This is a genomic window from Halomonas sp. IOP_14 (genome assembly GCF_021021315.1).
Classification (GTDB): domain Bacteria; phylum Pseudomonadota; class Gammaproteobacteria; order Pseudomonadales; family Halomonadaceae; genus Vreelandella; species Vreelandella titanicae.
In genome coordinates, this window is record NZ_JAINWD010000006.1 from 200796 (window position 1) to 213769 (window position 12974).

The 12974-nt window shown below is 57.3% G+C and carries 16 protein-coding genes; 8 read left to right on the forward strand and 8 right to left on the reverse strand.

The genetic code is table 11. The features are described 5' to 3' along the window. Positions 1-186 precede the first annotated feature (186 nt). From dapC to K7H09_RS06700, 5 genes are all read left to right on the forward strand, one after another. On the forward strand, positions 187-1383 hold the full coding sequence (dapC, locus tag K7H09_RS06680; protein ID WP_039860879.1) for a succinyldiaminopimelate transaminase: 1197 nt from the start codon (positions 187-189) through the stop codon (positions 1381-1383). Between the two features lie 41 nt (positions 1384-1424). Further along, positions 1425-1766 (forward strand): Spx/MgsR family RNA polymerase-binding regulatory protein, encoded by a 342-nt coding sequence (locus tag K7H09_RS06685; RefSeq protein ID WP_022520197.1) that lies wholly within the window; start codon positions 1425-1427, stop codon positions 1764-1766. Positions 1767-1885: 119 nt separating this feature from the next. Beyond that, on the forward strand, positions 1886-2911 hold the full coding sequence (dapD, locus tag K7H09_RS06690) for a 2,3,4,5-tetrahydropyridine-2,6-dicarboxylate N-succinyltransferase (protein ID WP_009288624.1): 1026 nt from the start codon (positions 1886-1888) through the stop codon (positions 2909-2911). Next, a complete protein-coding gene (gene dapE / locus K7H09_RS06695; RefSeq protein WP_009288623.1) occupies positions 2898-4070 on the forward strand; it encodes a succinyl-diaminopimelate desuccinylase in 1173 nt (390 codons plus the stop codon). The genes dapD and dapE overlap by 14 nt, the downstream gene beginning before the upstream one ends. Then, complete coding sequence (locus tag K7H09_RS06700; RefSeq protein WP_009288622.1) at positions 4067-4456, forward strand: hypothetical protein; 390 nt, start codon at positions 4067-4069, stop codon at positions 4454-4456. Before dapE ends, K7H09_RS06700 begins: the two co-directional genes overlap by 4 nt. Positions 4457-4534: 78 nt before the next feature. Here K7H09_RS06700 and K7H09_RS24535 read toward each other — a convergent pair whose 3' ends face one another. Then, entirely contained in the window at positions 4535-5080 is a 546-nt protein-coding gene (locus K7H09_RS24535; protein ID WP_022520199.1) for a cold-shock protein, read from the reverse strand. A 112-nt stretch (positions 5081-5192) separates the two neighbouring features. Here K7H09_RS24535 and K7H09_RS06710 point away from each other — a divergent pair, with 112 nt between their 5' ends. Continuing rightward, complete coding sequence (locus tag K7H09_RS06710; protein WP_039860877.1) at positions 5193-5441, forward strand: SlyX family protein; 249 nt, start codon at positions 5193-5195, stop codon at positions 5439-5441. A 60-nt stretch (positions 5442-5501) separates the two neighbouring features. Here the strand turns inward: K7H09_RS06710 and ald are convergent, their stop codons facing one another. The 7 genes from ald to radC form a co-directional block, all read right to left on the reverse strand. Further along, positions 5502-6620, reverse strand: coding sequence for an alanine dehydrogenase (gene ald / locus K7H09_RS06715; RefSeq protein WP_009288621.1), 1119 nt, complete (start codon positions 6618-6620; stop codon positions 5502-5504). A 174-nt stretch (positions 6621-6794) separates the two neighbouring features. Continuing rightward, a complete protein-coding gene (locus K7H09_RS06720) occupies positions 6795-7229 on the reverse strand; it encodes an acyl-CoA thioesterase (protein WP_230804191.1) in 435 nt (144 codons plus the stop codon). 64 nt (positions 7230-7293) lie between these two features. Further along, the gene (locus K7H09_RS06725) at positions 7294-8484 is read right to left on the reverse strand and encodes a class I SAM-dependent rRNA methyltransferase (protein ID WP_039860875.1); all 1191 of its coding nucleotides are present in this window, start codon (positions 8482-8484) and stop codon (positions 7294-7296) included. A gap of 152 nt (positions 8485-8636) precedes the next feature. Continuing rightward, positions 8637-9479 carry a bifunctional DNA-formamidopyrimidine glycosylase/DNA-(apurinic or apyrimidinic site) lyase gene (mutM, locus tag K7H09_RS06730; protein WP_039860873.1) on the reverse strand — a complete coding sequence of 281 codons (843 nt, stop codon included), beginning with the start codon at positions 9477-9479 and terminating at the stop codon, positions 8637-8639. 157 nt (positions 9480-9636) lie between these two features. After that, on the reverse strand, positions 9637-9792 hold the full coding sequence (gene rpmG, locus K7H09_RS06735) for a 50S ribosomal protein L33 (RefSeq protein ID WP_022520204.1): 156 nt from the start codon (positions 9790-9792) through the stop codon (positions 9637-9639). A gap of 68 nt (positions 9793-9860) precedes the next feature. Continuing rightward, complete coding sequence (gene rpmB / locus K7H09_RS06740; RefSeq protein ID WP_022520205.1) at positions 9861-10097, reverse strand: 50S ribosomal protein L28; 237 nt, start codon at positions 10095-10097, stop codon at positions 9861-9863. Between the two features lie 258 nt (positions 10098-10355). Then, on the reverse strand, positions 10356-11030 hold the full coding sequence (gene radC / locus K7H09_RS06745) for a RadC family protein (RefSeq protein ID WP_009288617.1): 675 nt from the start codon (positions 11028-11030) through the stop codon (positions 10356-10358). Positions 11031-11205: 175 nt separating this feature from the next. Here radC and coaBC point away from each other — a divergent pair, with 175 nt between their 5' ends. Next, entirely contained in the window at positions 11206-12501 is a 1296-nt protein-coding gene (gene coaBC, locus K7H09_RS06750; RefSeq protein WP_039860871.1) for a bifunctional phosphopantothenoylcysteine decarboxylase/phosphopantothenate--cysteine ligase CoaBC, read from the forward strand. After that, positions 12498-12956, forward strand: coding sequence for a dUTP diphosphatase (dut, locus tag K7H09_RS06755; RefSeq protein WP_009288616.1), 459 nt, complete (start codon positions 12498-12500; stop codon positions 12954-12956). Before coaBC ends, dut begins: the two co-directional genes overlap by 4 nt. Positions 12957-12974: the final 18 nt, after the last annotated feature.

Here is a 12974-nt window from a genome sequence, read left to right on the forward strand (position 1 = left end):
TGCCGGAATTGTCAGGAATTTTTTCCGGCCATGGCGAAAGACCCTCGCTCCAACCTACCCTCGCTCCCGTCTATCGAGTGTCTGTAAAAGTATTCATTGCAAAATCACACCCTCGTTAGGTTTGAGCCTGCACCGGGCCTTGCCTATAATCGACGGTTTACGCCGCCAGCCATCAACGGACACATCATGAACGCCGACCTCGACGCCCTGCATCCTTACCCGTTTGAAAAGCTGGCCGCGCTGAAGGCCGCATTAACGCCCCCAGCTGACTTGGCGCATATTCCGCTGACCATTGGCGAACCCCAGCACGCGCCCTTTCCTGCGGCGCTTGAAGCGCTGGTGGCGCACCAGCTGGAAATGGCCCGTTATCCCGCGACCAATGGCCTGCCAGCGCTCCGCCAAACCATCGCCAACTGGGCAAGCCAACGCTTTCAACTGCGCGAACTCGACAGCGAACGGCACGTGGTGCCCGTTAACGGCACTCGGGAAGCCATTTTTGCCTTTGTGCAGGCGGCGCTGGATCGCACCCGCCCGGCGAAAGTCGCGGTGCCCAATCCGTTTTATCAAATCTACGAAGGTGCGACGCTGCTGGCAGGCGGTGAGCCGCTCTATTTAGACTGTACCGCTGAGAACAATTTTCGACCTGACGTTAACGCCGTGCCCGCCGCGACGTGGCGCAACGTGCAAATCGTTTTTATCTGCTCGCCGGGCAACCCCACCGGTGCAGTCACGTCCCTTGATGAATTTAAGCAGCTGATTGCCCTCGCCGACGAACACGACTTTATTATCGCCTCGGACGAGTGTTACTCGGAGCTCTACCTTGACGAAACAGCCCCACCACCGGGGTTGCTGCAAGCCTGCGCCGAGCTGGGTCGTGATGATTACCGGCGCTGCGTGGTGTTTCACTCGCTCTCCAAGCGCTCCAACTTGCCGGGCCTGCGCTCGGGCTTTGTCGCGGGGGATGCGACACTGCTCACTCCGTTTAAGCGCTACCGCACTTACCATGGCTGTGCCATGTCGCTGCCGTTGCAGCACGCCTCTATCGCCGCCTGGCAGGACGAGCAGCACGTACGCGCCAACCGCGACGCCTACCGCGAAAAATTTAGCGCGGTCACCCAGGTGCTTGCCCCAGTCATGGATTTTCCCGCGCCACAAGCTAGCTTTTACCTATGGCCTGCGGTGCCCGGTGGCGACGATATCGCCTTCACGCAGAGGCTGTTTGCCGAACAGCACGTTAGCGTACTGCCCGGCAGCCTAATGGGACGCAGGGGTGAAAATGGCGTTAACCCCGGCGCGGGGCGCTTGCGCCTAGCGCTGGTGGCTGAGCTAGCGCCCACTCTTGAAGCCGCCCAACGAATTCGCCATCTCGTCGAGCGAGGTTAACTTATTCCACATTCTCTGGTTCAACATTCTCAGGAGGTCGTATGCTGACGCTGTATATCATCGATAACTGCGATACCTGCCGCAAAGCGCGTAAAGCGTTGGATGAGAAAGCGCTGCTGTATAAAACCCACGATCTGCGCAAAGATGGTCTATCTGCTGCGCTACTAGAACACATTTTACATCGCGTGCCGCTTGTGGAAGTCATTAACAAACGCAGCAAAACCTGGCGCGAACTTTCCGATGAGGAAAAAGATTACGACGCCAACTCGGCCCGCCAGCTACTGATGAAATACCCCACACTGCTGAAGCGGCCGCTGCTCGAAGTAGACGACTCCACTATCTTAGTCGGCTACCGCGAGGGCGATTACGACAAGCTCGGCTAAGTACTCAAGTGGCTAAGTGCTTCAGCAACTAGATACTTGAGAAACTAAGCACTTAAGCAACTAGGCACCTTGGCTTTGCCTGCTTTTCTTCACTATTTATCACTACAGGACACCTTCTTATGCTGAGCTTTGCGCTTGGAATCGGCACCCAAAACACCCAGGGCGACTGGCTGGAAATCTACTACCCGGCGCCGCTGCTCAACCCACCCGCCAGCCTGGTGGAAGCCGCCAAACAAGCTCTGGATGCCCCCCAAGGCAACGCCGCCATCAGCTTTTTGCCCGAAGACTGCACACGCCTGGCTAAAGCGTTAGAAGCCGCGGGGCACTCCGCCCAGGCAGAGCTTGCCGAAGCGCTCTCTGCCAGCCAGCGCCCCCTGGTCGCGATGTTCCTGGAGAGCGACGAAGCGCCACAAACCGCGCCAGAGGTGTATTTAAAGCTGCATCTGCTGTCCCACCGCTTGGTCAAACCTCACGGTCTTGATCTCACCGGCATGTTTGGCCTTCTGCGCAATATTGCCTGGACCAACGAAGGCGCCATCGACATTGAAGAGCTGCCTACGCGCCGCTTGAAGGCACGTATGGCGGGCCGCGCGCTGTCCGTCGACTGTGTCGATAAATTCCCCAAAATGACTGACTACGTGGTGCCTACCGGTATCCGCATTGCCGACACCGCCCGCGTACGTCTGGGCGCTTACCTAGGCGAAGGCACTACCGTCATGCACGAAGGCTTTGTCAACTTCAATGCGGGCGCCGAAGGCCCCGGCATGATCGAAGGTCGCATCTCAGCCGGCGTGATGGTCGGCAAAGGCTCCGACTTGGGCGGCGGCTGCTCCACCATGGGCACTCTCTCTGGCGGTGGCAATATCGTCATTAAGGTCGGGGAAGGCTGCTTGATCGGCGCCAACGCAGGCATCGGCATTCCCCTGGGTGACCGCTGCACGGTAGAAGCAGGGCTGTATATCACCGCTGGCTCCAAAGTGACCTTACTGGATGATCAGGGCCAGGAAGTGAACACCGTTGCCGCCCGCGAGCTGGCCGGGCAAGACGATCAGCTATGGCGCCGCAACTCCCAGAATGGCCGCATTGAGTGCTTGACCAATAAAAGTGCTATCGCCCTGAACGAGGCGCTGCATGCCCACAACTGAATCTGAAGGACTGTCGCCGACGCTCACGCTCGCCTTTGAGCTGCTCAGCCGGGCCTCGGTAACGCCGGACGACGAGGGCTGCCAGGAACTCATGATCGAGCGCTTAGCAGCGCTCGGTTTTCATATTGAGCGGCTACCGTTTGGCGACGTAAAGAATTTCTGGGCGGTTCGCGGCCATCACGGCCCGGTGGTGGCCTTTGCCGGCCACACCGACGTGGTGCCCAGCGGCCCCTATACCAACTGGCAGTACCCACCGTTTGAGCCCTGCATTGATGATGAGGGTATGCTGTGCGGACGTGGCGCGGCGGATATGAAAGGCAGCTTGGCCTCAATGCTGACCGCCGTTGAGCGCTTTGTGGCCAACCACCCGAATCACGATGGCCGTATTGCCTTTCTGATTACCTCCGATGAAGAGGGCCCGGCAGTCGACGGCACTCGCGCGGTGGTCGAGCACCTGCGCGAGCGTAATGAACGGCTCGACTACTGCATTGTCGGCGAACCATCCTCGACCACGCGCCTGGGCGATGTGATCAAAAACGGTCGTCGCGGCTCACTGGGCGCCACGCTGCACATTAAAGGCGTGCAGGGTCACGTGGCCTATCCGCATTTAGCGCGCAATCCCATCCACCAGGCCATGCCAGCGCTGGATGCGCTGGTCAACGAGCACTGGGACGCGGGCAACGACTTTTTTCCCGCCACCAGCTTTCAGATTTCCAATTTGCGCGCAGGCACCGGGGCGACCAACGTGATCCCTGGCGACGTGGAAGTGGTGTTTAACTTTCGCTTCTCCACCGAGGTGACCTCTGATGAGCTCAAAGCGCGCACGGAAACCATTCTCGACCAGCATGGATTGGAATATCAGATAGACTGGACGCTCAACGGCGAGCCGTTTTTAACCGCGGAAGGCGCGCTGGTTGACGCCGCCATTAAAGGCGTTGAAGCGGTGACCGGCGAGCGCCCGGCGCTCTCTACCAGCGGCGGCACCTCGGATGGCCGCTTTATCGCCACCCTTGGCGCTCAGGTGGTCGAGCTAGGCCCGCTCAACGACACCATCCACAAGGTCAATGAGCGCGTTCGCGCCAGCGATCTGGACGACTTAAGCCGGATTTACGAAGCGACGCTGCAAGCGCTACTCTCCTCCGGTGAGGTAAACCTATGATGGAGCGTTACCCCGATATAGAGATTTACCTAGCCAGCGTGTCGCTTGATGCGCTCAATGAGTGGTTGAAAAGTGCACTAATCGCGCCACCGCTGAGCCCCGCAGGCAAAGGTAAATGGCAAACCCGCGGCCAATACCAGGGTGACTGCGTGCCGGTATTGCTGGTAGACAAAGCCGCTGATGGCTTTGCCAGCCTATGGTTTGATAGCAACCACACGCCGTGGATGACCGACCAAGAGTGTGCCCAACAGGCCGCGGAAGCGTTGCAAACCGAAATACGTTGCTCACTGGGTGGCTGGCACCCCGGTGATGACCCTGACCGCTTCTGGCAAGTGTTGCCCGGTGGCAAAGAAGGGGCAATAGAGTGGCCCGATTCAGGGCGTTAATCGAGCGCTTTAAACGTAAACGACCCCGCCGAAGCGGGGTCGTTACTATCCAACGATCAATTTAACTAGCCGTTGGGCTCACTCAATAATACTGACATCGTCGGCCTGCAAACCACGCTCATTTTTAATCACGTGATAACGCACGATTTGGCCTTCTGCCAACATACGCGGGCCACGACCACGAATGGCACGGAAGTGTACAAACACATCTTCGCCATTATCGCGGGTAATAAAACCGTAGCCTTTGTTGGTATTGAACCACTTTACTTCACCCTCTTCGCGGCCATCGTTAGGATCGATGATGTCTTCCTCCTCATCATCGTCCAACGGTGCAGCCGCTTGGGGTTGGCGCGTTGCTGGCTTGGGACGAACCACAGCATCGGACGCCACCACGATCGAGGGCGCAAAAGCGGCAGACGCTAATGTGCCAATACACAGAACAATAAAACTACCTATCGCAACGGCGATATAGACACCGCTAACTCCACTGATTGCCAACTCGGCCATCCACAGCTCGGCGAGGGCACTATCGGTTAAATGAACAATCCCCGCCAGCAAAAGTGGCGTGGGGGCGGCAAGTAATACACTGATTAAGAAACAGCGAAACACAACTTTTGGGTTCATAGAAAAAAAAAGCTCTCTTGTTGTATGGGTAACAGACGAAGGACAATACCCGCACTATCAGGCCCATTCCCAATAGCACCGGCATACTACTACATAAGGCTGCAATGTTATCATGACACATGAATTATCGCCTGTTGACCTAGCTCAACGTCTTGAATCTTTAGAGAGTCGCATAGCCCATCAAGAGCATTGGCTGGATACCCTGGATCAAGCGGTGGTACAACAGGAGCGCCGCCTGGAGAAACTGGAGCAGCTCAGCGGCCTAATGCGCGAACGCCTGCGTGAGCAGCACCAGGCACTCCAGGCAAGCGAACCCCAGGGCGGCCAGCGCCCCGAGGATGAACCTCCGCCCCACTACTGAACTAACGCCAGCCCCGGATGCGACTAATTAATTAGCCGCCGACAGCTAGCTTTCAACAGTTTAGCTGCCAACAACGCTCGCAGGGTCGATACTTTCCAGCCCAAAGGCATCCGCTACGGCCTGGTAGGTGACTTGCCCCGCGTGCACGTTAAGGCCCGGGAGAAAGTGTGGGTCGTCATGCAGCGCCTGCTGCCAGCCCTTATCTGCCAGGGCGAGTACAAAGGGCAGCGTGGCGTTGGTCAGCCCCTGGGTGGACGTACGTGCTACCGCGCCGGGCATATTGGCCACACAGTAGTGAACCACCCCATCGACGATATAGGTCGGTTCGGCATGGGTGGTGGGCTTGCTGGTTTCAAAACAGCCGCCCTGATCGATGGCAACATCGACCAGTACACTGCCAGGCTTCATATCAGCCAGCATACTGCGAGTGATTAGTTTTGGCGCAGCGGCGCCGGGCACCAGCACCGCGCCAATGATCATGTCAGACTCACGGGTGGCCGTTTCCAGCGCGTCTGCGGTGGAGTAAACGGTTTTAATGCGCCCCTGGTAACGGTCATCCAGCACTTCAAGCCGCGCTAACGACTTATCCAGAATGGTAACTTCCGCGCCTAACCCTAACGCCATGCGCGCAGCGTTTTCACCTACCACGCCACCCCCAATCACGGTTACCTTACCTGGCGCCACACCCGGCACACCGGGCAGCAGCACGCCCGCACCGCCCTGGGCCTTCTCCAGGCTATGGGCCCCAGCCTGCACCGCCATTCGTCCCGCTACGGTGCTCATAGGCGCCAGCAGCGGTAGGCCACCGCGGGCATCGGTAATGGTTTCGTAGGCGATACAGGTGGCACCGCTCTCCATCAGCCCACGGGTAAGGGGCTCTTCGGCGGCCAGGTGCAGATAGGTGAACAGTGTATGCTGTGGGGCGAGTCGCGCTACCTCGTCCGGCTGCGGCTCTTTCACCTTGAGGATTAACTCAGCGTTGCGCCACAAAGTGTCCACATCTGCTTCTATGTGCGCACCGGCGGCTTGGAAATCAGCATCGCTAAAGCCTGCACCTTCACCGGCTCCGGCCTGAATGCTCACCTGATGGCCGCGCCCGGCTAATTCCCGTGCGCCGGTAGGGGTTAAGGCCACGCGATACTCGTGATTTTTGATCTCTTTGGGGACAGCAATTTTCATTGGATTTTTCCTGTGCTTTTAAAGGTCAGTCATGTTGTTAAGCAAATTACAGCACAGCTAACGTTGACCACCACCCCAGAAACAAAAAACAAAAAAAACGCCGGTTAAGGCGTTTTTTAGGAGAAAAATCTAGCGATTGCCGGTTCTACACGAAAAAATCCACTTCGTTCTACGTCACTCCACAATAACTGCGCCGCCGTAGATACGCCGATACTCCTCGGGCAGGCGCTTGGGCCGCCCTGTTGAAAGCGCCACGCAGGCAAAGCGTGTACGGGCGTAAAGCAACGTTTTAGCGTCTTTGACTCGCACCAGCTGAAAACGGCGGGTCAAACTAAAGCGCTCGTCACAATCGACAATCCAGGTAGCCAGCTGTAGCTCATCACCTGCAAAGGCAGGCGCCAGGTAATCCAGCTCGTGGCGGTGAACCACCATGGCCCGATCAAGCTCTCGGTAACGCTCAAGAGAGAGGCCGAGCGCGACCGAGTGAGCCCAGCTAATCTGCTCAACCCAGCGCAGGTATTCACTGTTGTTGACGTGCTGATAAGCATCGATCGCCTCATCAGCTACGCAGATATCGATCACAAAAGGATCGGGCAGCGCCCACTCCATCGGCTAACTCCTGTGTACCTTTACTCCCCTACACGCTGACTTCTCTGAACTCTAGCTACCTGAACTAGTCGCGGAACACACGCACACCCAGCGCCTTCAGGTAAGACGTTTCAGGGATAGCCGGATGCACCGGGTGATCAGGCCCTTGGTGGCCTTGGAAAATCACCTGCCCGTGACGATCCTGGTGGCGAACCGCACCACGCACTACGTCCATTAGCCGCTCGGGCGCCAGGTGCATGGAGCAGGACGCAGACAACAGCAGACCATCGCGACCCAGCAGGCGCATGGCCTCGCGGTTCAAGCGGGCGTAGGCACGCTCACCGTTGGGAATGTCCTTGCGCTTTTTGATAAACGCTGGCGGGTCAAGAATGACCACGTCAAACTCCTCGCCCTCTGCCTTCAACGCTGCTAACGCTTCAAATGCATCTCCCTCACTAACCGCTACCTTCTCCTGCACGCCATTCAGCTCGGCGTTGCGCGCCACTTGAGCCAGCGCCGGGCCTGAAGAGTCCAGGCACATCACCTCTTTCGCGCCATGAACAGCCGCCTGCACGCCCCAACCGCCTACGTAGCTGAATACGTCCAGCACGCGCTTACCTTCCACATTGCGATTGATCCACTCGCGATTAACCCGGTGATCAAAGAACCAGCCGGTCTTCTGACCGTTCAGCACCGGCACCACAAAGCGAGCGCCGTTCTCTTCGAGCACCACTTCGTCAGGCAGCGTGCCTTTGATGACGTCAACGTGGGCCTCAAGACCTTCCTGACGACGGCCGCCAGTATCGTTACGGAAGACGATCACCTCCGGTTTGATGACTTTTTCCAGCGCATCGACAATCTCATCCGCCAGCGCCTGCATACCCGCGGTATTGAGTTGCACGACGAGGACATCACCAAAACGATCGATCACCAAACCTGGCAACAGGTCGCCTTCGCCGTGGATCAAGCGGTAGAACGGCTGCGCATAAAGGCGCTGACGCAGTGCCAACGCTTGATTAAAGCGGTGTACAAACAGCGAACGATCCAAGCGCATCTCGGGGTCACGAGACATTATCCGGGCAGCAATTAACGAATGAGGGTTTACATACGCGACGGCCATTACTTTGCCATTGGAGGCTTCTACCAGTGCGGTTTCGCCTGCCGCAAAGTTTTTCAGCGGCGTCTCTTTGATATCCACCTCATTGGAGTAGATCCAAAGATGGCCCGCTTTAAGACGGCGGTCGGCATTTTTATTCAGGCGCAGGCGTTGGGTCACAGCAATCTCCAAAAATTTTGTCTTTAAAACCTTGCCTTAAAAACCTGTGTCTTAAAACCTGGGCTTAAAAACCCGTGTTTTAAAAACTCAGACAAGGCAAAAGATGAGGCAAAGCAATACTTAAATAAAACAGTAGCACTGATAGGTAGCCATTAGCGCTGGCAGCCGGGGCAGAACACACTAGCACGCTGGCCAAGCGTAATGCGCCGAAGCTCAGCGCCACAGCGCAAACAGGGTTGGCCGTGGCGGCCATAAACATTAAGGCGTTGGGCAAAGTAGCCGGGCTCACCCTGGCCACTGACAAAGTCCCGCAGCGTGGTGCCACCTTGGGTAATTGCCGCCGCCAGCACTTCTTTCACGGCCAGGGCCAAGGCGTCATAGCGAGCACGGGAAACTCTTCCCGCCGCGCGGCGGGGATCAATGCCGGCCATAAATAGCGCCTCTGCCGCGTAGATATTCCCGGCACCAACAACCACCTGGTTATCCATCAGAAACGGTTTTACTGCCACGCGCTTGTTACGCGAGAGCGTGTAGAGCCATTTGCCGTTAAACGCATCAGACAGCGGCTCAGGGCCCAAGTGAGCAAGCCGTTTATCCTGCGCTGCGTCTGCGACCTGCCAATCCACAAAGCCAAACCGACGGGGATCGTGATAGCGCAGCACATAGCCGCTGGCAGTCACCACGTCCACGTGGTCATGCTTTTTAGGCAAATCCCCCACCCGGGCAATCCGCAGACTGCCCGACATACCCAAGTGCCAGAGCAGCGTCGCGCTAGCGTCACCTTCAAGCGCGCCGCCAGCCTGGATAGGAATCTGCAGGTATTTTGCCCGCCGCATCAACACCCCAATGCGCGCACCTACCAACCGCTCGGCCAGATCATCGGGCACAGGCACACGCAGCCGCGGCTGACGCACCAGCACTTCGGTGACTTCCTGGCCTTCAATATAGGGAGCAATCCCGCGTCGGGTGGTTTCAACTTCAGGAAGTTCGGGCATATTTAGACATCGTACCTGCCTGTAGTGACAGCCTAATGAAGGTGGTTTAGCGAAGCATGCGACACACGAAAGACATGCATGCAAAAACCCGGCTTGAGGCCGGGTTTTTGAACAGGCGCTCGCCTGCAGTGGAAGCCGATCAACATCGCAAAAGCGATTACTTGATCTTCGCTTCCTTGTAGATCACGTGCTTACGGATGACCGGGTCGAATTTCTTGAATTCGAATTTATCCGGAGTGTTCCGCTTGTTCTTATCAGTGGTGTAGAAGTGGCCTGTACCGGCACTGGACACCAACTTGATTTTATCGCGCATGGTTTAACTCTCCCAAAATGCTTGGCCCAAAATACCTGGCCCAAAGGGCTTTGTATAATAAAGCTGGCTTAGATAGCGTCGCCACGCTTACGAATAGCAACCAAAACTGTGTCGATACCTTTCTTGTCGATGATGCGCATTCCTTTAGTGGAAACGCGCAGCTTGACGAAGCGGTTCTCAGACTCAACCCAAAAACGATGGGTGTGCAGGTTCGGCAAGAAACGACGACGTGTCTTACGCTGGGAGTGTGAAACGTTATTTCCAGTTACCGGACGCTTGCCGGTAACCTGACATACTTTGGACATTAGAGCCTCCAACTGCTTGGCCAGGATATAATAACCTGAGTGTTCAAAACTGTCGGGCAAACCGGAGCAGGGAAGGTGTCGACGCCGTTAACCGCCAAGCTTTATCCAAATCCGTTATTCAACCCAAGTTTAAAGGTGGCACTTTATACCAGAGCACCCGACTTACAGCAAGCAAAACCCACAAAAAAGGCTGGAAAAGCACTTTTTTGCTCATTTTACTTAATCAAAACGGCATAGAACAGTGCATTCTTATACTGCTTATAGCCAGCCGCGCTCGGCAAAAGAGATCACTTCTCCATCCCCCACCACGAAATGATCCAGCACGCGCACGTCAAAAAGTACCAGCGCCTCTTTGAGGCGTTCCGTGATACGTCGATCAGCATCGCTTGGCTCTGCCACACCAGAAGGGTGGTTATGCGCCAGGATAACGGCGCCAGCGCTCAGCTCTAATGCGCGCTTGGCAACTTCGCGGGGGTAAACGGATGCGCTGTCTAGGGTACCGCGAAACAGCGATTCATAGCGAATAATTCGGTGCTGAGTATCCAAAAAAAGCACCGCAAACTCCTCATGCCCTAAATGGCGTAGCTGCGAACTCAGGTAGTGGCGCACCAAGGCAGGTGATGTCAGCGCATTGCCCCGCGCCAACTGGCTGGCTAAATGGCGCCGCGACAGCTCAAGCGTCGCCTGGAGCTGAGCGTACTTGGCGCTACCTAACCCACGGGCAGCACAGAAGCTTTCCTGATCGGCCTCTAGCAGTTGGCGCAAACCACCGAAACTGCTGAGTAAATCCCGCGCTAAATCGACCGCCGAACGACCCTGTACGCCAACACGCAAAAAAATTGCCAGCAACTCGGCATCTGAGAGCGCCTGGGCGCCAGTATTTAATAGCTTTTCCCGGGGCCGCTCACCTTCCGGCCAGTGATTAATTCCCATCGCACCTCACCCGCGCTGCCCATCTTTGTCGATCGAAGCCAGCCTCAACACGCATAGCTTTACAGCCATAAGCCTCATTAAACCTAGCTTAACCTTGTTTGTGCTCAATATGCCAAATTGTTGGTGCCAATGGTATGGTAAGCCTCCTTACGAACGCGGATATGGATCACTGACCATGGCCTCTGCTGTTAACTCGACAAGCGCGTCGACGCTCGCCGGCAAACGCGTACTGCTCGGCGTTAGTGCGGGTATCGCTGCCTACAAAAGCGCGTTGCTTGTGCGCCTGCTCAAGCAGGTGGGCTGCGAGGTGCGCGTGGTGATGACCGACGGGGCCCAGGCCTTTATTACCCCGCTCACGCTGCAGGCGCTCTCCGGCGAGCCTGTGCGCACCTCTTTACTCGACCCCGAAGCCGAGGCGGGCATGGGCCATATTGAGCTGGCCCGCTGGGCGGATATAGTGCTGATCGCTCCGGCGACTGCCGACCTTATCGCTCGTTTGGTGCACGGTATGGCCGACGACCTGCTCACTACGCTCTGCCTGGCCTCAGAAGCGCCCAAACTGATTGCCCCGGCGATGAACCAGGCTATGTGGCGCCACCCCGCCACCCAGCGTAACGTAGCGCAGCTTGAGCATGACGGTTGGCAGCTCATAGGCCCCGCCGCCGGTGACCAGGCCTGTGGCGATGTGGGGCCAGGCCGCATGAGCGAGCCTGAAGAGATTTTTAGCGCGGTTACGGCGCTGTTTGCTGCCCCTATCACCACAGCGCCTCACTCACATGCACCCCATATTGTGATCACCGCTGGCCCTACCCGTGAGCCACTGGATCCCGTGCGCTACATCTCCAATCACAGCTCGGGGAAAATGGGCTTTTCCCTGGCCGCAGCCGCGGTAGCTGAAGGGGCCAAGGTGACGCTGATCAGTGGGCCGGTTGACCTACCCACTCCCCAGGGCGTGACGCGAATTGACGTTGAGTCAGCCGAGCAGATGCACGCTGAAGCTCAGCGGCTAGCGCCTCAAGCGGCGCTGTTTATCGGCTGCGCGGCTGTCGCCGACTATCGCGCGGCAGCCCCTGCCGAGCATAAGCTCAAAAAGCAGGATGATAGCGACACACTCACCCTGACCCTGGTTAAAAATCCCGATATCATCGCCGGCGTCGCGGCACTGCCCGCCAAACAGCGCCCGCTGGTGATCGGCTTTGCCGCCGAAACCCAGGAGGTTGAGCGTTACGCACGGGATAAATTACAGCGCAAAGGGCTGGATATGATCGTCGCCAACGACGTCTCCCAGGCTGGCCTGGGCTTTGGCAGCGACCAGAACGCCGCCTGGATACTCTGGCGCACCCCTCAAGGCGTCGAGAGCCGCTCAGAAGTTGCACAGCCGAAGACACAGCTGGCCACCACCATCATCCGTCAAGCGCTCGCCCTACTACCCACAACAGCCGCTACGAAAACATCTGGAGAATCCCCATGAGTGCCCGCCCCCGCCTGCAGTGCAAAGTATTAGATGAGCGTTTGCACGACTACCTCCCTGCCTACGCGACAGCTGGCTCGGCGGGAATGGATCTGCGCGCCCTGCTGGATGAGCCGTTAATATTAGCGCCCGGCGATTGCCAGCTCGTACGCACCGGCCTTGCCATCTATATTGAAGATCCGGGTTTGGCAGGCATGATCCTACCGCGCTCCGGTTTGGGGCATAAACATGGCATCGTGCTAGGCAATTTAGTGGGTTTAATCGACTCAGATTACCAGGGCGAACTAATGATTTCGGTCTGGAACCGTGGTCAGAGCTCGTTTACGCTAACCCCCTTCGATCGGCTGGCACAGTACGTGCTTGTGCCTGTGGTACAGGCCGAACTCTCCTTGGTGGACGCGTTTGAAGACTCCTCAAGGGGCGGCGCCGGGTTTGGCAGTACGGGCAGTCAGTAACGAGTGGTCGCGCCTGTT

What these genes read in the sequence shown, in the direction of transcription:
- dut (WP_009288616.1), top strand. Translation starts at nt 12,498, where the DNA reads ATGAGTGCCCGCCCCCGCCTGCAGTGCAAAGTATTAGATGAGCGTTTG.
- dapE (WP_009288623.1), top strand. Translation starts at nt 2,898, where the DNA reads ATGCCCACAACTGAATCTGAAGGACTGTCGCCGACGCTCACGCTCGCC.
- rpmB (WP_022520205.1), bottom strand. Translation starts at nt 10,097, where the DNA reads ATGTCCAAAGTATGTCAGGTTACCGGCAAGCGTCCGGTAACTGGAAAT.
- K7H09_RS06720 (WP_230804191.1), bottom strand. Translation starts at nt 7,229, where the DNA reads ATGGAGTGGGCGCTGCCCGATCCTTTTGTGATCGATATCTGCGTAGCT.
- K7H09_RS06710 (WP_039860877.1), top strand. Translation starts at nt 5,193, where the DNA reads ATGACACATGAATTATCGCCTGTTGACCTAGCTCAACGTCTTGAATCT.
- radC (WP_009288617.1), bottom strand. Translation starts at nt 11,030, where the DNA reads ATGGGAATTAATCACTGGCCGGAAGGTGAGCGGCCCCGGGAAAAGCTA.
- dapC (WP_039860879.1), top strand. Translation starts at nt 187, where the DNA reads ATGAACGCCGACCTCGACGCCCTGCATCCTTACCCGTTTGAAAAGCTG.
- K7H09_RS06700 (WP_009288622.1), top strand. Translation starts at nt 4,067, where the DNA reads ATGATGGAGCGTTACCCCGATATAGAGATTTACCTAGCCAGCGTGTCG.
- K7H09_RS24535 (WP_022520199.1), bottom strand. Translation starts at nt 5,080, where the DNA reads ATGAACCCAAAAGTTGTGTTTCGCTGTTTCTTAATCAGTGTATTACTT.
- coaBC (WP_039860871.1), top strand. Translation starts at nt 11,206, where the DNA reads ATGGCCTCTGCTGTTAACTCGACAAGCGCGTCGACGCTCGCCGGCAAA.
- mutM (WP_039860873.1), bottom strand. Translation starts at nt 9,479, where the DNA reads ATGCCCGAACTTCCTGAAGTTGAAACCACCCGACGCGGGATTGCTCCC.
- K7H09_RS06685 (WP_022520197.1), top strand. Translation starts at nt 1,425, where the DNA reads ATGCTGACGCTGTATATCATCGATAACTGCGATACCTGCCGCAAAGCG.
- dapD (WP_009288624.1), top strand. Translation starts at nt 1,886, where the DNA reads ATGCTGAGCTTTGCGCTTGGAATCGGCACCCAAAACACCCAGGGCGAC.
- rpmG (WP_022520204.1), bottom strand. Translation starts at nt 9,792, where the DNA reads ATGCGCGATAAAATCAAGTTGGTGTCCAGTGCCGGTACAGGCCACTTC.
- ald (WP_009288621.1), bottom strand. Translation starts at nt 6,620, where the DNA reads ATGAAAATTGCTGTCCCCAAAGAGATCAAAAATCACGAGTATCGCGTG.